At 48.7% G+C, this 17,233-nt stretch carries 21 protein-coding genes and 2 pseudogenes; 13 read left to right on the forward strand and 10 right to left on the reverse strand.

Translation table 11 applies throughout. The features are described 5' to 3' along the window. Positions 1–37 precede the first annotated feature (37 nt). Positions 38–271: a hypothetical protein gene (locus NDA02_RS20545; protein ID WP_190790752.1), complete on the reverse strand. Its 234-nt coding sequence runs from the start codon at positions 269–271 to the stop codon at positions 38–40. Positions 272–483: 212 nt separating this feature from the next. Between NDA02_RS20545 and NDA02_RS20550 the strand changes: the two are divergent. After that, a pseudogene (locus NDA02_RS20550) lies at positions 484–768 on the forward strand (IS1 family transposase); the annotation flags it as partial. An 8-nt stretch (positions 769–776) separates the two neighbouring features. On the opposite strand, the gene NDA02_RS20555 reads toward NDA02_RS20550, so the two are convergent. Further along, a complete protein-coding gene (locus tag NDA02_RS20555) occupies positions 777–1,304 on the reverse strand; it encodes a general stress protein (protein ID WP_190790753.1) in 528 nt (175 codons plus the stop codon). Between the two features lie 86 nt (positions 1,305–1,390). Next, positions 1,391–4,105, reverse strand: a complete 2,715-nt coding sequence (locus NDA02_RS20560) for a cation-transporting P-type ATPase (RefSeq protein ID WP_190790754.1) — start codon at positions 4,103–4,105, stop codon at positions 1,391–1,393. A gap of 167 nt (positions 4,106–4,272) precedes the next feature. Between NDA02_RS20560 and NDA02_RS20565 the strand changes: the two genes are divergently transcribed. Next, positions 4,273–4,986 (forward strand): bacteriorhodopsin, encoded by a 714-nt coding sequence (locus NDA02_RS20565; protein WP_190790755.1) that lies wholly within the window; start codon positions 4,273–4,275, stop codon positions 4,984–4,986. Positions 4,987–4,999: 13 nt separating this feature from the next. Here the strand turns inward: NDA02_RS20565 and NDA02_RS20570 are convergent, their stop codons facing one another. Further along, positions 5,000–5,323 (reverse strand): hypothetical protein, encoded by a 324-nt coding sequence (locus tag NDA02_RS20570; RefSeq protein ID WP_348255732.1) that lies wholly within the window; start codon positions 5,321–5,323, stop codon positions 5,000–5,002. Positions 5,324–5,519: 196 nt separating this feature from the next. Here NDA02_RS20570 and NDA02_RS20575 point away from each other — a divergent pair, with 196 nt between their 5' ends. Beyond that, the gene (locus NDA02_RS20575; RefSeq protein ID WP_190790756.1) at positions 5,520–6,197 is read left to right on the forward strand and encodes a response regulator transcription factor; all 678 of its coding nucleotides are present in this window, start codon (positions 5,520–5,522) and stop codon (positions 6,195–6,197) included. A 36-nt stretch (positions 6,198–6,233) separates the two neighbouring features. Beyond that, complete coding sequence (locus NDA02_RS20580; protein WP_190790757.1) at positions 6,234–7,511, forward strand: ATP-binding protein; 1,278 nt, start codon at positions 6,234–6,236, stop codon at positions 7,509–7,511. Between the two features lie 20 nt (positions 7,512–7,531). Here the strand turns inward: NDA02_RS20580 and NDA02_RS20585 are convergent, their stop codons facing one another. Both NDA02_RS20585 and NDA02_RS20590 read right to left on the reverse strand, forming a co-directional pair. Next, on the reverse strand, positions 7,532–7,861 hold the full coding sequence (locus NDA02_RS20585) for a YnfA family protein (protein ID WP_190790758.1): 330 nt from the start codon (positions 7,859–7,861) through the stop codon (positions 7,532–7,534). A 205-nt stretch (positions 7,862–8,066) separates the two neighbouring features. Beyond that, positions 8,067–8,231 (reverse strand): hypothetical protein, encoded by a 165-nt coding sequence (locus tag NDA02_RS20590; RefSeq protein WP_347277832.1) that lies wholly within the window; start codon positions 8,229–8,231, stop codon positions 8,067–8,069. Positions 8,232–8,443: 212 nt separating this feature from the next. Here NDA02_RS20590 and NDA02_RS20595 point away from each other — a divergent pair, with 212 nt between their 5' ends. The 4 genes from NDA02_RS20595 (at position 8,444) to NDA02_RS20610 (ending at position 10,308) form a co-directional block, all read left to right on the forward strand. Then, complete coding sequence (locus NDA02_RS20595; RefSeq protein ID WP_190790759.1) at positions 8,444–8,641, forward strand: hypothetical protein; 198 nt, start codon at positions 8,444–8,446, stop codon at positions 8,639–8,641. A gap of 428 nt (positions 8,642–9,069) precedes the next feature. Then, positions 9,070–9,234 (forward strand): transposase, encoded by a 165-nt coding sequence (locus tag NDA02_RS20600; protein WP_199296415.1) that lies wholly within the window; start codon positions 9,070–9,072, stop codon positions 9,232–9,234. Between the two features lie 125 nt (positions 9,235–9,359). Next, positions 9,360–9,857, forward strand: coding sequence for a transposase (locus NDA02_RS20605; RefSeq protein ID WP_348255734.1), 498 nt, complete (start codon positions 9,360–9,362; stop codon positions 9,855–9,857). 46 nt (positions 9,858–9,903) lie between these two features. Next, a complete protein-coding gene (locus tag NDA02_RS20610; protein ID WP_190790760.1) occupies positions 9,904–10,308 on the forward strand; it encodes a nuclease A inhibitor family protein in 405 nt (134 codons plus the stop codon). 2 nt (positions 10,309–10,310) lie between these two features. Here NDA02_RS20610 and NDA02_RS20615 read toward each other — a convergent pair whose 3' ends face one another. Then, on the reverse strand, positions 10,311–11,180 hold the full coding sequence (locus NDA02_RS20615; RefSeq protein ID WP_348255735.1) for a DNA/RNA non-specific endonuclease: 870 nt from the start codon (positions 11,178–11,180) through the stop codon (positions 10,311–10,313). A 380-nt stretch (positions 11,181–11,560) separates the two neighbouring features. Between NDA02_RS20615 and NDA02_RS20620 the strand changes: the two genes are divergently transcribed. Beyond that, the gene (locus tag NDA02_RS20620; protein WP_348249199.1) at positions 11,561–11,905 is read left to right on the forward strand and encodes a ssl1498 family light-harvesting-like protein; all 345 of its coding nucleotides are present in this window, start codon (positions 11,561–11,563) and stop codon (positions 11,903–11,905) included. Between the two features lie 453 nt (positions 11,906–12,358). On the opposite strand, the gene NDA02_RS20625 is transcribed toward NDA02_RS20620, so the two are convergent. Next, positions 12,359–12,640: a hypothetical protein gene (locus NDA02_RS20625; RefSeq protein ID WP_348255737.1), complete on the reverse strand. Its 282-nt coding sequence runs from the start codon at positions 12,638–12,640 to the stop codon at positions 12,359–12,361. Positions 12,641–12,717: 77 nt separating this feature from the next. Between NDA02_RS20625 and NDA02_RS20630 the strand changes: the two genes are divergently transcribed. The 4 genes from NDA02_RS20630 to NDA02_RS20645 all read left to right on the forward strand — a co-directional run bounded on the left by NDA02_RS20630 (position 12,718) and on the right by NDA02_RS20645 (position 15,771). Beyond that, positions 12,718–14,358, forward strand: a complete 1,641-nt coding sequence (locus tag NDA02_RS20630; RefSeq protein ID WP_348255739.1) for a deoxyribodipyrimidine photo-lyase — start codon at positions 12,718–12,720, stop codon at positions 14,356–14,358. Between the two features lie 89 nt (positions 14,359–14,447). Then, complete coding sequence (locus tag NDA02_RS20635) at positions 14,448–14,648, forward strand: hypothetical protein (protein WP_348255741.1); 201 nt, start codon at positions 14,448–14,450, stop codon at positions 14,646–14,648. Positions 14,649–14,699: 51 nt separating this feature from the next. Next, positions 14,700–14,957 carry a response regulator gene (locus NDA02_RS20640; RefSeq protein WP_348255743.1) on the forward strand — a complete coding sequence of 86 codons (258 nt, stop codon included), beginning with the start codon at positions 14,700–14,702 and terminating at the stop codon, positions 14,955–14,957. Between the two features lie 118 nt (positions 14,958–15,075). Continuing rightward, a complete protein-coding gene (locus NDA02_RS20645; protein WP_348249194.1) occupies positions 15,076–15,771 on the forward strand; it encodes a manganese catalase family protein in 696 nt (231 codons plus the stop codon). Between the two features lie 15 nt (positions 15,772–15,786). On the opposite strand, the gene NDA02_RS20650 is transcribed toward NDA02_RS20645, so the two are convergent. Both NDA02_RS20650 and NDA02_RS20655 read right to left on the reverse strand, forming a co-directional pair. Beyond that, positions 15,787–16,380 carry an ATP-binding cassette domain-containing protein gene (locus NDA02_RS20650; RefSeq protein ID WP_348249202.1) on the reverse strand — a complete coding sequence of 198 codons (594 nt, stop codon included), beginning with the start codon at positions 16,378–16,380 and terminating at the stop codon, positions 15,787–15,789. 37 nt (positions 16,381–16,417) lie between these two features. Next, positions 16,418–17,055, reverse strand: a pseudogene (locus tag NDA02_RS20655) (oligopeptide/dipeptide ABC transporter ATP-binding protein); the annotation flags it as partial. Positions 17,056–17,233 lie beyond the last annotated feature (178 nt).

Genomic DNA, 17,233 nt, shown 5'->3' on the forward strand with positions numbered 1-17,233 from the left:
TCGCGGAGCTGGGTTTTAGCAGCAGTGATTGCAGAAATTAGAAGAAGTTGCGCCGTTCCAGACGATAGATTTGCTCTAGATGGCGAAAGGCTTCAATCTGTTTCAAGCCGCGATCGTGTTTTAAGCTGCGATCGGATTGATGTTCCAGATCAAGATGTTCTAGATCAAGGGTTTTGTCTCGAAGGGGTGCAACTGCACCAGGGGAGGATGGTTTGAGGAACGCTAGCCACTTCGAGAAAAGACCGATGCTGGGGAGGGAGCGAGAATTCATGGGTTAGCTCCTTTCGGCTGTTCTGTGTCTCATCTTATGCTACAAATGTAATATTTGTAATACAGGCTGTCAAGGGCATACTACAAATTCTCGAGGTGGGGAGAGAGCAAGAATGAATGAATGCTTTGAATTGCTCTCTTCGCTTAGACTTTGGCTTAGTTCAACAATGAAGGTCGGGGTCAGGAGGCGCCAGATTGCTGTTCTTTCCAGCTCTTCCTGAAGTCGGTGAATTGGATGCACTGGAGGCCTTTGTTGGCTAAAAAAACAAAATCTGGTTGTGGACTGCCGTTGACCACTGTAGAAAAGGGATTCTAGGGTGGGTGTTGGGCGACCCTAGTGCTGAGACATTCCGACCGTTCTGGATGATCGTGGTAAGTTAGCCGTGCTCCTTCTATGTCACTGCTGGTTGGTCTGTTTATCCAGGATTTATTCCAAAGGGAGCCCCGATGGTGAGCAAGACCTACATGACCCGAGTTGAAGGAGAAAATACACGGCTTTTATTTTTTTAGGGAAGGTCATAGACCTGCCACGATCGAACGCTACAACGGCGAAGAACTGGTTCAACAGAAAGAATTTGGGTTTCTGTTGCCTTTATGATGACTAAACAATCTCCCTGCTTAACTTGTTCTTTGTAGAGTTTGACCTGCTTTTCAGGGTCTAAGCATCCCAAAAATGCGCCGTATAACCCACCTGCGGCAGAGGCAACACTGCTGCCTAAAAATGCTGTCAGGATGCTATCAAGTGCGAGTGCTGGACCTACTCCAGGAACTAATAAAACTCCTAATCCAATTGTTAGTGTCGTTAATCCAACTCCTACACTTCCTAGTATGGCTCCTGCTTTTGTCCCCTCTATACGAGTGATGGATAGCTGATTTGCTTTGTCTACTAAATTCTTGGTCGCGTTTAAATTTTTGGTCACTACGGAGATTTGGTGCATTGGAAAATTGACGCTTTGTAGCTCAAGCAGTGCTTGTTCTGCTTTTTCCTGATTTGGAAAAACACCAATTGCTTGTTTGAGGTTGTTAGTCTTCATGATTTATTCAATCGATAAGGGTTCAGTCGTAATTTTTCTAATGTCAGGGGAGTATCGGAAACCCGTTGCTGTCTCTCTTGGGGCAACTACTTGAGGGGAGCGAATCGCCTTAGCAGTGTGGCTAAACCAATCATGGGTAAGCCGATCGCAATGCACAGGAGAGCCTGACTTAAATTCAACGTTGCTGTGTCAAATAGTTGATTCATTACGTTCCATTGGCTAAACAGCGTTTGAAATAGGAATGCTGCGCCAATGCCAAATAGGACTGCATAACCAAAGGATTCTGTTCGACCACGCATTTTGGCAATGATAGCTGGGACAAATCGGCTGATGCTTAAGAGGTAAAACGCTTCGGCTGCTACCAATGCCTGAATTGCCATTGTCCGCGCCAGGGCTTCGTTGCCCGTTGTCCGAATGATCCATTCAAAGGTGCCAAAAATAACAATCCAGTTGAATACAGAAACTGCCAGAATGCGGGTAATCAGACGACGAGAGAGTAACGGTTCATTCGTTGGGCGAGGCGGGTTTTGCATCACGTCGGGGGAGGGGGGCTCGAATGCCAGTGGCACAGATAGCGCGATCGAACCCACCATGTTCAGCCAGAGGATTTGCACCGGAAGAATGGGCAGGGGGCTTGCTAAAAATACCGCGATTAAAATCGTCATCGATTCGCCCCCGTTGACCGGTAGGATGAAGGCGATCGCCCGCAGCAAATTCTTATAAACGGTGCGCCCCTCTTCTACGGCTCGTTCAATGGAGGCGAAGTTATCATTCGTCAGGATCATATCTGCCGCTTCTTTCGAGACTTCGGTTCCGGTAATTCCCATCGCAGTTCCGATGTCTGCCTGTTTCAGAGCGGGCGCATCATTCACGCCATCCCCGGTCATGGCGACAATTTCACCTTTTGACTGAAGTGCTTTGACCAGGCGGAGCTTTTGTTCCGGGGCAACCCTGGCAAACACATTGCTTTGTTCAACAGCGTTTGCCAGTTCCATCTCGCTCATATCCGCTAGTTCTCGTCCGGTGAAGATGGGTGCATCCGGTGTTTGATTGATTCCCATGCGCTGAGCAATTGCAGCAGCTGTTTTGGCATGGTCGCCCGTGATCATCTTCACCTGGATTCCGGCAGACTGGCAGGAGCGAATGGCTTGAATCGCTTCTGAGCGAGGTGGATCAATCATGCCTTGAAGTCCGAGGAAGACCAGGTTTCGCTCAATGTCGGAATGTTCAAGGGAGGATTTGGATCGGACAGCAGTTTTCTTTGCCAAAGCCAGCACTCTTAACCCCTGGTTTGCCAGGCGATCGACCATTTGTTCGATTGCAGTTGCATCAAGGGCGGTTGAATTTCCCGCAGCATCGACCATTTGGTAACACCGTTTGAGGATCGCCTCAATGGAACCCTTGACGTAAATCAACTGCTCGGAAGCCCGATTGTGTAAGGTCGCCATGTACTGAAATTGAGATTCAAACGATAGGGTAGCCCTGCGCGGCAAGGTTTCTGCCAGGGATTCTGGGATTAGCTCTGCCTTACGAGCCGCCGTTACCAAGGCTCCCTCGGTTGGGCTACCCACCACTGTCCAGTTGCCCTCTTGCTCTTTAATTTGGGCGTCGTTGCATAGTAGCCCTGCTTGCAGGCATTGAGAGAGAGCAGGCGTTTCTGCTAAATCAATGGGCTGTCCTTTGAGTGTGATCTCTCCCTCTGGCGCGTAACCGCCACCACTGACCTGATAAAGTTTCCCTCCGGCATAAATTTCCTGCACCGTCATCTGATTTTCGGTGAGCGTTCCGGTTTTGTCGGAACAAATGACGGTGGTACTGCCCAAAGTTTCAACGGCTGGCAGTTTGCGAATGATGGCATGATGTTTTGCCATCTGGGAAACCCCGATCGCCAGGGTTACTGTCAGGATTGCGGGTAAACCCTCAGGAATGGCACTCACGGCGAGCGCAACGGCTGCTTTAAAGACCTCAACCCAGGAGAAACCTTGGGCGACTCCCACCGCAAAGGTTAATGTTGCCAGAGCCAGAACGACGTATAGCAGGGTTTTGCTAAATCGATCGATTTTTCGGGTTAAAGGGGTTTCCAGGCTGTGGCTCTGCTGCATCATCTGGGACAAATGCCCAGTTTCAGTCTTGTCACCAATGGCGACAACCAATCCCTGCCCCCGTCCAAAAGTGACTAAGCTTCCGGTGTAAGCCATGTTTGCCTGTTCTGCCAGAGGAGTGTCTGGCGGCAGTGGGGTGAGGCTTTTCTCAACAGGAACAGACTCTCCGGTTAAGCCTGACTCATCGATTTGGAGGTCAAAAACTTTAATCAAACGCAAATCTGCCGGGACTTTATCCCCTGATGCCAGCAGCACCAAATCTCCCGGCACCAGTTCACTGGAAGAAATGACCTGTTTTTGTCCATCCCGCAGGATGGTTGCTTCCGTTGTGACGGATTCTGCGAGAGCGGCGATCGCATTCTCAGCTTTTGACTCCTGGATAAAGCCAATCACGGCATTGATGATCGTGACTCCGAAGATCACTCCAGCATCAATCCATTCGTGCAGAAAAGCGGTGACGATGCCTGCTGCTAGAAGTATGTAGAGCAACGGTTGGTTGAATTGCTGGAGAAAACGAACCCAGGCACTCTGGCTTTTCTGGGCAGTCAGTTCGTTAGCACCAAAGCGATCGCGCCGTTCCTTTGCTTCCTGAGTGGAAAGACCTGTATCAGGGTCAGTTTCTAAAGATTGAACAACCTCTTTCACCGACAGATGGTGCCATTGATCCTGTGTTGGATGTTTCGCCAGTGTTTCAACCATTGTGTTTTCTCTACTCGAACTCGGTAATCACACAGCCCCAAGACTGTTTCTCATTACCTCTAGCGTCGATGAGAAAAGTGAACTAAATATGATCACTCGATTCTAACCACTCACTTTTCGATCACATTTGGCTTTCAAAGTAAGAGGCAAGCGAATTGGAGTAGCGTATGGACTGGCAAGCAATATTTCACTGGGTCTATGTCACCGCGATGGTGATCGGGGCACTTTATTTCATGGCTCTCAGTCGCAATCCATGCGGGGTGCCCAAATATGAGTATTTAGTTGCGACCTTTATTCCCATCTGGTCGGGACTCGCCTACATGGCAATGGCAATGGGGCAGGGAAAAGTTGAGATAGCAGGACAAATCACGCACTATGCCCGCTACATCGATTGGTTCGTAACCACTCCCCTACTGCTGCTGTCGTTATCGTGGACAGCGATGCATCACATTGCCAAAGATTGGACTCTGATTGCTGGGCTGATGGGAACGCAAGTGATTGTGATTGGGAGCGGGCTAATCGCAGATTTATCTACCACAGATGAAACACGCTTTGTTTGGTATACCTGCGGTGTTGTTGCGTTTCTCGTGGTTCTTTGGGGAATTTGGGTGCCGTTGCGGGCAAAGACTCGGGGTCAGGGGATGGAGTTTTCCACCCTTTATACAAAGCTCGTTGCCTATTTCACGGTATTTTGGATTAGCTACCCGATCGCCTGGTTAATTGGTCCTTCTGGTTTGGGCTGGGTCAACCAAACAATTGAGACATTGCTGTTTTGTGTACTGCCCTTTTTCTCTAAGGTTGGGTTCAGCTATCTAGATTTGAATGGTCTACGCCGTTTGAGAACACGGTCTACAGCGACAAGCCCTAAAATCCTTTATTGAGGCAGAAGTAGATTTACTCAATGATCTCGTAACGGACTAGCTGGCGCACATCTTGACGCGACAACTGAAGCTCATTGGCGATCGCTGCTTCAATTTGGCTAGGGTCTGTTGTGACAAGTTCTAATTCCATCCGTTTCAAAACCGAATCGGCTGTTTCGACCTTCACCTGAGTAATATTCTGGTTTCGGTTAATGACGGCATTGATCAGCAGGATATTCACAGACACAACTGCTTTAAGCTGAGTATCTGCCTGAAGCTTCGTTGCAGTTGGCTGAGATTGCTGCAATTCTTGAGCCGTCAAAATGCTGGAGCCAAGCCAGAATGCTATTGCTACCACTGGGAGGGGCAACCAAAATTCTGCACCTGATGCCTGTAACCAGCGTTTGATCACCCTCGATCGATGCTCCTCAATAGCGTTTTCCCTGACTGTAATACAGCCTTCTGCTACTTAAAATCTAGCTTTAAGGAGATGTGTAATCTCATCTCAGAACTCAATGCTAGAACTGCAAGCCATCGAAAGGCTGGGCGGAAAAATGAAAATATTGCTAGTAGAGGACGACCCGAAACAACTACTTCCACTCCAGATTGCTTTGTCTCAAGCAGGGCATAGCGTAGATGGTATCAAAGACGGAAAAACGGCTCAGTGGCTTTTATCTGAGAAGGACTATGATCTTTTGGTTCTGGACTGGATGTTGCCCCATGTCAGCGGGGTAAATCTTTGTCAGCATTATCGTGCCCTGGGAAAAACGGCTCCCGTTTTGATGATTACGGCAAGAGATACAACTTCTGAAAAAGTGACCGGGTTAGATGCAGGAGCCGATGACTACTTAGTAAAGCCCATTGACTTAATTGAGTTTATGGCACGCGTGCGGGCGTTGAGGCGGCGATCTCCCTTATGGGTTGGAGACACGCTGAATTTAGAAGATCTGTACCTCCATCTTGATTCGCTAACTGTAGAAAGACAGGGTAAATCTATCACCCTCTCCAGCCGTGAGTTTCAATTGCTAGAACACTTTATGCGTCACCCTCGCCAGATCTTGAGCCGCAACCAGATTGAGCAAGCCGTATGGGAATGGGGGACAGAGCCTGATAGCAATGCGATTACCGTTTTAGTTCGTAAACTTCGTCAACGCTTACAGTCTGTAGAAGCCAGTGATTGGGTTGAGAGTATTTATGGAATGGGGTATCGGCTGTCTCCTCCGGAGAATTAATTTTTATCGGAATCACCATCCTATTCACAGCAGAATGTGTTTAATCAGAGTCGTCGCAATCTAGCCCGCTGGTTTACCCTCTCAATGGGTAGTATTCTTGTGTTGTTTGCAGGAGTCATTTACCAGATTGAGGCGAAAGACAAACGAGAGGCACTCGATCGCTTGCTGCTCGACAAAACCCGGATTATGGCGGCGAGCGTTCATTACGATGTTCGCCAGAATCAAACTGCGGTCGATTTAACCAATGTTCCTCTACTAGGGAGTGGTTCTCACCCACTGGCTGAGGATTTGATCTATGTGCGTTGGTACAACGCCCAAGGACGCTTGGTTCGTTTCTTTGGGGCTGCCCCTGCCAATCAGCTCAATACTTCTCCGGGTTATCAAACGATTCAACCGGCTGATCCCTTGTTGCAGCATCGCTGGTTGCGCCAGATTACGCTACCTGTTGAGGGGCGAACAGGGACGCTGGGCTACCTTCAGGTTGCAACGCCCCTAACAGAAACCCACAATCAGTTGCAAGAGCTTCAGATTGCACTAACCCTGGCAGTGCCGATCGCATTGGGGTTGATTGGCTTAGCGGGTTGGCTATTGAGTGGAATTGCCATGCAGCCCATTCGGCAGTCTTATCAACAGCTTCAACGCTTTACAGCCGATGCCTCCCACGAGTTGCGATCGCCCCTTTCTGCCATCTTGACCAATGCTCAGGTAGGGTTGATGCTTGCATCAGATGATTCCCGGTTCCAGCCATCCCTAGAAAATATCGTAGATAGTGCTAAATCAATGGGTTCTCTGGTGAATAATCTGTTGCTCCTAGCGCGTCATCAGGGAAAGCTCGCGCCTGAGTCGTTCAAACTGCTCACCCTCAATCAATTTCTAGCGGAAATCGTTCCCCAATTTCGGGTACTGGCAGAAGCACAAGACATTCAACTTGAATATGAGCAGCCAGAACAAGCGATTAAGGTCTGGGCTGATCCTGATTTGTTGAGGCAGGTGATTGAAAACTTGCTCAGTAATGCTTGTAAATACACTTCTACAGGTGGGTCAGTGCGGTTGCGACTTGTTCCCCATCCAGGTTGGGCCGTGATTCAAGTCATTGATACCGGAATCGGAATTCCAGAAGTGGACTTACCCTATATCTTCGATCGCTTTTACCGGGTTGATACGGCGCGATCGGTCGACAGCGGTGGCTCTGGACTGGGGTTAGCGATCGCTCAACAGATTGTTCAGGCTCACAGTGGGCATCTTCATGTAAAGAGCGTCATCGGTCAAGGTTCAACGTTTCAAGTTGAACTACCCCTCAAACTACCCTCCTAGTGACTCTTCCATCTTCTGTCTTAAACTCTTGGAGCGTACATCATGATCAGGACACCCACTAGGATAATGGTCGCTCCAACCCAATCCAAGCGATCGGGAGCAACATTATCGATTCGCCATCCCCAAAGGATTGACAGCATGATAAAGATACCGCCATAAGCGGCATAGGCTCGTCCAAAATTCGCGGGTTGAAGCGTTGCAACAAATCCGTAGGTTGTCAGCAAAATAGCGCCAACCATTGCTAACCAGATGCTTTTTCCTTCACGTAGCCATAACCAAATCAGGTAGCCGCCCCCAATCTCACACAGACCCGATAAAACAAAGACCAATAGTGAAAAAATTGTTGTCATGATAAATCAAATCATTGATCACAATGTTGAGATTACTAGTGGTTGAAAGGAACTGATTCACTGGGTTTTCACGCTCCATTAATCCGCAACCTTCGGTAGTTGAAACGCCTATAGTAATCTGTAATATTCATTCTTTAATGGTTTAACGATGAACGGGATCATCGGTGGTGCAGGGATGATGGGGTGGGGTTTAGCCCAGCAATTGCTAGAACAGGGGCATACGGTTGCCATCATTAAATCTAACCTGAGATGCAATATCCCCTTTGTCAATACCATTCACTTGTCCTTTGCAAATCATATTCATCGCTTCAATTCCACTCAACGTTCTTCTTGCCGGATTGAAGACGTTCAATCCCATCATCGGCTTCACAATTCGCTTGATCGATCGGTGAGCCTGCTCAACCTCATTGGGATTGCTCCCGTTGTGGATAGGTGAATGACTCGATATAAGGCTTGTTGCCCTAAATAGGTCTACCCTGCCAACGTTGAAATCTCACAGAATTGGAGGATGTGTGATCCAGATGGAATCAGGTATAAATAAACTCAAAGGATAAAGATCCTTGTTTTTTATAAGGTTTATTTATGACTACACGAGAACAACAACAAGAATATCTCGCCTCGATCGCTCAAGCTTACGATGTTGGTGACTTTGACTACTTAGCTCCCGGTGACTTACGATCGCTCGACGCTTTGATTGCTGAAGCTTGGCAAGCATTCAAGCAAGATGGAGATGTTGATACTCAAATCAGGAAGATTGAAAAAGCGATGGGTCGAGAATGAAAAGATAAGCCGTAAAATTATCCCGCATGGAAATCTGTTGCTTTGAGAGTGAAAGGTGTGATATCGCTGCATCTTCCACCCTCAGAAAAAATGTTTCAGGGATTTCGACAGGATAAAAGCTAACCCTTGCAAAGCATTCTCAAAGGCTCATTTTTTATTGGTTTCTAAACCTGAACTAGCATAGGGTTAGCTCTTTCAGGGTTTCAGGGGTGTCTTACATGTGAGATCCCGATCGTCCCAGATCAGCCAGATCAATATCACGGGGATTGCCCTAGTTGCGGGTGGCTTGATGACTCGGTGTGAAGCCTTAATAGCGATCGCTACAGCCTATAGAACCTATTTGGGATCCTTTTGAGATGGGTTAACCTCAAACATAAATACCATACTCCAGCAGCTTAACCGACAAAGAATGGGAACTCATTGAACCGTTGCTGCCCCAAAAGAAGCAAACTCGACCGCCCAAGTGGACAAAACGACAAATTTTAGACGGTATCTTCTATCAACTCAAAAACGGCTGCAATTGGTGTGACTTGCCCAAAGACCTGCCGCCTTATTCCACGGTCTTCTGGCACTTGCATTCAATGGCGCTCTGAAGGTGTCCTTGACTGCATCTTGGCAACGTTACATCAACAAGTTCGAGCCAACGTAAAAAAAACCGAAATGGACCCGTCTGCTCATCATTGACTCACAAGCGGTCAAAAACACTTGCAACGCGAGTATGGCATCCAAAGGCTTTTGTCACTACAAATGCACTAACGGCATCAAACGCCATCTAGCCATTGATACATTGGGGTTTCCCTTCTTCACCCATTGCACTAGGGCAAATGTTTCAGATGATCAAGGGTTGATTGAACTGCTCAGTTGCAACTTAGATTACTTTCGCACCAAGCCAGTTAATATCCCCAAGATTACAATTCTGCTAGACCACGGATATCACCCGGACAAGCTTATCGCTGCCTTGCAGCAACTCTACCCCCAGATTATGACCAAGATTCGCTTTGAACTCGCCCCAAAGCCGACGAAAGCGGAGAAGGCAGCACAAGGGAAAACGGGCTTTGTCCCTGTAGCAACTCGGTGGATCGTGAAGCGGTCGAATGCCTGGATGGAGCGGTGCAAGAGTTTGGTTAAGAATTTTGAGCGAACGCTTGACCATGCCAGAGCAAAGCTTAACCTATGTTTTATCCGATTAATGCTCAAGCGGTTAGCAAGTGCATAGATCTCAAACGGATTCTATAGTCGATTTCAAAGCGTTAGGGTGAAGTATGAGCGACACTGAGACCAGTACAAACCTCTTGATTCAATTAAAAGAAGCTTCTCAAGGCTTGGTGTATTTAAGCGAGTCAGAGTCATCATTTGAGGTGTTTATCTGGGAAGGACAAGCCAGTGACGGTCTTACTCCCGAACAGGTCGCTCAGCAAACAGGACATCCGGCAGATGCCTCAGTTCAAGTGATGGAGTTGTCTGAATTCTTTAGACCGACCTCGGGATGGTTTGGCTCGGAAGAACAAGAGATTGCAGATCGCTTCAAAACTCTGGAGAATACGCTCGCCAGTAACCTGACCAACATAAAGGTGTATCGAGTTGGTCACATTGAGATTGATGTTTATATTGTGGGTCAGCACGCCAACGACCTGGTAGGCATATCCACCAAGGTCATTGAGACTTAGAGCTATTGCGTATCGACTTTGGATTCAAGCGTCTCTTGCAAAGCTTCCGATACATTGCTCAAGAAGTTGTAGCCAGTTGTGGCTTCAATCTGGTCAACCGACGTTCTAAAGCTGCGCCAATCTGTCGTTCTGATTCCCTGGCTGTTCGGCATGTTGACAGCAATCACTCGCGTATTGTTATTGATTCCCCCAATCCCGCCCCCTGCTGGAAGAACAACTACGACTTTCCAAGTGTTAGCAGGGACAGTAATCCTGCCAGATGCCAAGGTTGACATGGAACCGTTCTCCCCGATACCCCCGATGCCACTTCCTCCGGCAATGATGTAGAGATCATTACCCTGTTTAACTAAGGTTCGGCAATACTCTTCCAAAACCGCCCAGGGACCACGATTATTGTCTGGGGATTGGGGCAGGATGTTGGTCATCAAAAAAGTTGCAGAGTTTACCTCAATGATCGCAGTTCGATCTTCTGACGCCGTCATATGTCCACGATCGAACCCGCTATAGGTATAGTTTGTCGTTGTCACTCGATACCAACCCGTTGGAAGAGTTGTATCTGAGCGAAAATTGTTTTGCCGTGGAGCGTCGCCTTGCCACGCCTGACTCAGTTGCCAACTCACCCAATTGGGAATGCCTTTGCTACGACTGTAGGATAAGGCATATTCAGGCTTAATCATGAGGTAATTTTCAGGGCTGGCAACATCAGCCTTTGCATCACTCGGGTTACCCAATAAAAGATGAGCGCTGCTAGAAGTTGTATCTGCTGAAGGGGTTGACTGTGCAACTGTTTGGGAGGGGAATGTTGTTTCCGAAGAGCTGAAGGATAGCGATTCAGTGGCGGAAGCGATCGCGCAGCCGGTTAAAAGCAACAAAAATCCACCTAGCCAGGGCAAATGTTTGAGACCCATGACAATGCTCCTGAACTACTTGATCATTTCATTCACCCTAATCAAGGCAGTCTAGCGCCTCTAAATCCACGAGAAAACCTTCCTTTTGAAATAGAACAGGAACTCGATCGAATCCTTCTTTTTGAGGTGTGCCAGAGCTAGGTGGAAGCGGGACGGCGGTGGGGGAGGGACGAATTGGCAGCTTCTATGTCAACGGACTCTGATCGCCCCTCTCCCCCTGGTGATAGTACGATCGGACAGTTCCTCCTATAGAGGCAGAATAAGTACCATAAGCAAAATGTATTTGCAAATATTTTTAACAAAGTGTTATATTTTTGTTGCACAAGTTTACAGAAAAGAGCGCCATGACTTACACTGCTGACTCCGCCCTTGATTTCGTCTCCATCGCTCGTGAATTAGGAACAACCCAAGGGCTGTCCCTCAAAGCAGGGGTCAGCAATGGGACTGAATTGACCCCCACTGAAGTTCGTTCCCGGATGCGCCGCGAAGGACGTAACTTCCTCCGTCGTCCGGCATTGAATGGGGCAACGATCGATCGAGAAGGTTTAGCTAACAACTACGCCGTTGAACCCACCCTCTACTATGCACACTTCCCCTCTCCAGAGCAGGCTCGTCAATATGCGCTGCAAGGGGCGATTGCGGTTCTCGTCGTGACTCTCACCCTCTTGACTGCCTTTGCAGTGAGCTAATTAAAGTTTCATCTCGTTTGGATTTTCCCTATCGATAAGCCTCAGTTCGGCACTGAGGTTTTTGTTGTAGGGTTACGTTCCCTGTTCGCTGTCTTGCATTTCAACGTCATCCTCCGCCTCTGCACTGATGAACGAAAAAGCAAGGATTGCTCGATTGGTTGCATTCAGTTGCTGAGACTCTGGAATAAATCCAAGAACCACGCCTAGCGTGTAGGCAACTGTAAATGTACCGATTGCAATTGCAAGGATACGACGCTGCTGGGAAATGACTAATTGATTACGCTGTGATGCTATAGAAAAAGTCTAGAGAACGGATTGAGGAGTTTTAAGAATCTATAGAAGAGGATTTTCACTTCCGCTCCGCCTTCATTTGGGTCATTCAAGCAGCAATTAAACCCGATCGAAATAGTGCATCAAATTCTCCCACCGTCGATGCCCCGTCAGCTTCTGAATCTAAGCAGGCGAATACCCCTTATCGCGCAGCTTTGTAACATAGGTACGTTGAAACGAGTGCGTCAAAACTCCCTCTAGCCCCACTCGATCGCAAGCTTCCCCTAAAATCTCATCCGCCCGCGATCGTGTCAGGTGTTCTGCTTTAGAGCCGCGCCGCCCTAGAAACAACAATCTTTGCTGCAGCATCCGATCGCCCTCTTCCCCCACTCGATGCGTATCCAGAAAAGCTTGCTTAGCTTTGCACAAATTCTTGAAGGCTTTGATTAACAGACTGCTCTGCATTGGTGGACTGAACTGCCACTGCCCAGCGCTCAAAGTTTCTTTGCTAGGCTAGAGCAAGCGTACTTCAAGGAAGGGTTGTGAGCAACTGCACGATCGTCTGGTTCCGCCGTGACCTCCGCATCTCTGACCATGCTCCCCTCGATCGAGCGGCACGTCGAGGAGCGGTTGTTCCCGTCTTTGTCTTTGATCCTGCCCTATTGCACCATCCTGAAACCGCCCCTGCTCGCGTTGCCTTTCTGTTGAAGTCACTGCAATCGCTGGATGCTGACTTGCAGGAGCGCGGGGGACGCCTGATCCTCCGCTTGGGTGATCCGCTCACCGTCTTGCCGCAACTGATTCGGGAGACGAAAGCTGATGGCATCTATGCTCATCTTGACTTCGAGCGATTGTATGGTCGGGTCCGGGATGCTCGACTCAATCGCATTCTCACAGAGCAAGATCTTAAGATTCGCTGGTTTGAGCCATCCGGTACAACTCCTGACCTCATGACAACGAGGCAGTATCGTCAGTTGTGGTACGACCAGATGCGTGAGGCGATCGTCCCAACTCCCCAACGAATCGAAGTCCCGTCAGAGGTGTTGAGTACATCGTTACCCACGCTGGCTGACCTCAAGCTCCACGATGATGGCAAGCCCCTGCCTCCGGCTGGAACCCAGGCTGCTTACCAACTGCTCGATCGCTTCCTGGAGGAGAAAACGCAGCGCTACTATTGGCAGTTGTCCTATCCCAGTGCTGCTGCCACCAGTGGATTAAGTCCTCACATCAAATTCGGTGTCATCTCATTGCGACAGTGCTATCACGCTGCCCAAACCCTCAAGACCGTGCTCGATGAGCGAGTGCAGCGCAGCCGTAAGCAGTTTATTGCTCGCCTGAGATGGAACAGTGGTTTTGCCCAACGCTTTCGCTACCTGCCGCAACTCGAAGTGCGATCCCTCTATCGTCATTTTGATGAAGAAGGCTTTGAGTTCGATGAAGACCTGTACCAAGCCTGGCAACAGGGACAGACTGGATTTCCGATTATTGATGCAGCCGCTCGTTGTTTAATTGCAACTGGAGGTTGGCAGGCCTTTAACTTTCGCACCCGTGCCTGTTATGCCAGCTTCTTGAGTAACCTGTTGGGGATGGACTGGCGCTATGGGGCGCTGCACTTCATGCGGCATCTCATTGATGGGGATTGCCCGATCGACCATTATCAGTGGGCCATGCAAGCCGGGATTACAGCCGCAATTGACCAGTCCTGGACGCGCATCTACAACCCAGGGCAAGCCGCAGTCGATCGATTTGACCCCCAAGGACAGTTTATTAAACGCTGGGTACCCGAACTGCGGCATCTCTCGCCGCAACAGCTTGGAACTCCACCGTCAACAAAGGGGTATCCTGCACCGATTCTCGACTATAGGCAAGCCAGAGCAAAACGAGTACAGCAACTCGATCGGCAACGGCAGGAGTTAATTCAACAGGGTAACCTTGTGCCTTACCTTGCGCCTTTGCCAGAAAGCTTCCTTCCGTTTGGCAGCGATCGGGTTCAGTGTGACGTGAGTTGGGCAGGATTAGCCGATCGAGCCTTGTTTCCAACGGCGCTTAATTTAGCTGAACTGGACGAGAGCCAAGCGCAAATGTTGCGAACTTGGTTTGTTGGAGCCGCTCGTCCTTCTAAACCATCAGGTGCACGAAAATCCCCTTCCAAGTCTCAAGCGGAACAGCTCACCCTCCTGTAGCAAGTGCAATCTAGACAGCACTCTCTTAAAGATGCAGATTGGTGGACTGGGATTAGGACTGGCGATCGTACGGCATTTAGTCGAATTGCATGGAGGAACGGTCGCAGTCGAAAGTCCTGGGAATCGGAAGGGGCACAACTTTTACCGTCAGGCTGCCACTCATACCTATTCAGGCGATCGCCGATCACAATAGTCGATCGTCAGAGCCATCTTATGACTTGAATGGGATTCAAGTCTGGGTCGTCGATGATGAAGCAGATTCACGAGAGTTTGTGGCGTTTGTGTTGTAGCAAGCGGATGCAACTGTACTTACCACAACGACCGCTAATGAAGCACTAACTATGCTCATTCAAGCTAAGCCAATAGTGCTGCTGAGTGACATTGGGATGCCAGATAGGGATGGCTATATGCTGTTGCAACAGGTGAAAGCACTGCCATCAGAGCAAGGCGGACAAGTTCGGGCGATTGCAGTCACTGCCTACACAGGCGACTTCAACCAGCAACAAGCCCTGCAAGCTGGATTTCAACAGCATGTCTCGAAACCAATCGAACCAGAGAGATTGATTCAAGTGATTGCTTGCCTCACTCAGTCCGCTTAGCGATCGCCTGAAAAAACTTCGCTCTAAAGGATGAGGGATAAAAGCTAAAAGATAGCGCAGATAGAAGGGCATGGTACAAAGCGTTTAAGACCATTACTCAATTACAAGGGATTTATCTATGTTTTTTCATAAAAAAGAGCCAATTCATGCTGTAAAAATTGGTGAGGCAAATCCTCGGTTTGCTCAACTTTTGTTAGAGCAGTTTGGTGGTGCAACGGGTGAGCTGTCTGCCGCATTGCAGTATTGGGTGCAGTCGTTTCATGTGGAAGATGCTGGCATCCGGGATATGTTGCAAGACATTGCGTTGGAGGAGTTCGGACATTTAGAGATGGTTGGCAAGCTGATCGAAGCGCATACCAAAAACGTTGACCAAACGGATGCTTACAAGAGTTCATTGTTCGCAGTACGGGGTATGGGTCCCCACTTTCTAGATAGCCAGGGCAATGCCTGGACAGCGAACTATTTGAATGAAGGCGGCGATGTCGTGCGTGATTTACGAGCTAATATTGCCGCTGAAGCAGGAGCACGCCAAACTTACGAATCCTTGATCAAGCTTGCACCCGATAAAGACACTGAAAAGACACTGGTTCACCTACTAACCCGTGAAATCTCTCACACTCAAATGTTCATGAAGGCGTTGGATTCTTTGGGCAAATTGACTGATCCGATGTTTGGCAATGTTCAGCCCGATGAAACTGTGGCTCTTTACTACAACCTGTCAACCAATGGACAGAATGATCAGGATGATCGCGGTCCTTGGAACTCTGAACCCGATTTCACGTACGTTGCTGACCCAGTTGGCGATCGTTCATAGCTCTTGAGCACTTGTTTAGTAACGTGCCAGGGTTGATATCTCACTGGATTGATCTGTGTGATAGTCAGCCACATCAATGATGCGATCACACAATCGTTTCAGCAAGGCGAATTCATGGCTGATCACCAATAATCCAATCTCGTGAGTGCGCGTATAAGAGAGAACAGCTTGCCAGATGAGTGCCTGGGTATTGGCATCCAGCATGGCAGTCATTTCATCGGCAATTAAGTAATGAGTGGCTGGGTTGAGAACTCGGGCAACGGCAATGCGTTGAAGCTCACCCCCACTCAACTCATGAGGATAGCGATCGAGCCAGTTTTTATGGATTCCTAATCTATCCAATAACTCAGGTGCCGGCAGGTGTCCTTCCTGGAGAATCTGACGAACACGCCAGCGTGGATTGACTGCTAATTCTGGGTTTTGAAAGATTAGCTGTACTGGGGAGTAGCCCCGTAGAGGTAATAGTTGACTGTTCACTGTTACGGTTCCAGCGGTGGGTGTGAGATAGCCTGCCAACAGTTTTCCCAGTGTTGTTTTGCCAAAGCCAGAGGGACCCATCAGCCCAACCCTTTCACCGGGCGCAATCACCAAACTAAAATCGCGCGGAATCTAGGGATGTCTGGGACTATAGCGAAACCTAAGCTGCTTACCGACTAACATGGTGTTCCTCCGCATGAATACATCTGACTGGCGCACCGTGCACCTGCCGAAATGAAGGACGCTCAACCTGACACACCTCTGTCACCCAAGGACAGCGATCGCTAAATAAACACCCGTTGGGTAATGCATCGGGACTCGGTTGGCAACCAGGGACAGGAATGAACTCATTTTGAGGGAGCGATCGCCACAAAGCCTGGTATAGGGATGGCGAATAGTGCCATTGGAAAAGTCGGTTGCTGCGGTAATTTCAACGGTTGTCCCAGCATAGAAAACGGCAACCTGATCCGCCACTTGCAATGCTGCTTCAATATCGTGGGTAATCAGGATAACTCCCTTGCCTTCATCTGCCAGTTCTCGCAGGTGGTTCAGGGTTTCCTTAATAACATCAGGATGTAGTCTAGAAGTGGGTTCATCGGCAATCAACAAATCAGCCTGGCTGACAACAGCGGTAGATACGAGTACGCGCCGTGCCATGCCACCTGAAATTTGAAATGGATAGCACTGCTTAACTTCAGTTGCCAGATTGTAACGGTCAAAGGTACGATCGACTGCCTGAAATGCCTGTTGTTTGGACAATCCGCACACTTGTGCGACGCAGCTCACTTGTTTTCCAACCTGCACCAACCGCACTAGCAGGAGCATCGCCACCTTCTGGCAGCAGATTTCAGTACTTATCTAATCAGTACTTATCTAAATAGAGATCGAGCACTATACCTGATAGTTCTATTCCTGCTCAAACTTTGAACCTCGGCATAAACCTGAACCGTGGAGTCAAAGTTATTAAACAAAGGAACGCTTGCTT

The sequence above is a fragment of the Leptolyngbya sp. ST-U4 genome (assembly GCF_039962215.1).
Lineage (GTDB): Bacteria > Cyanobacteriota > Cyanobacteriia > Elainellales > Elainellaceae > Leptolyngbya_A.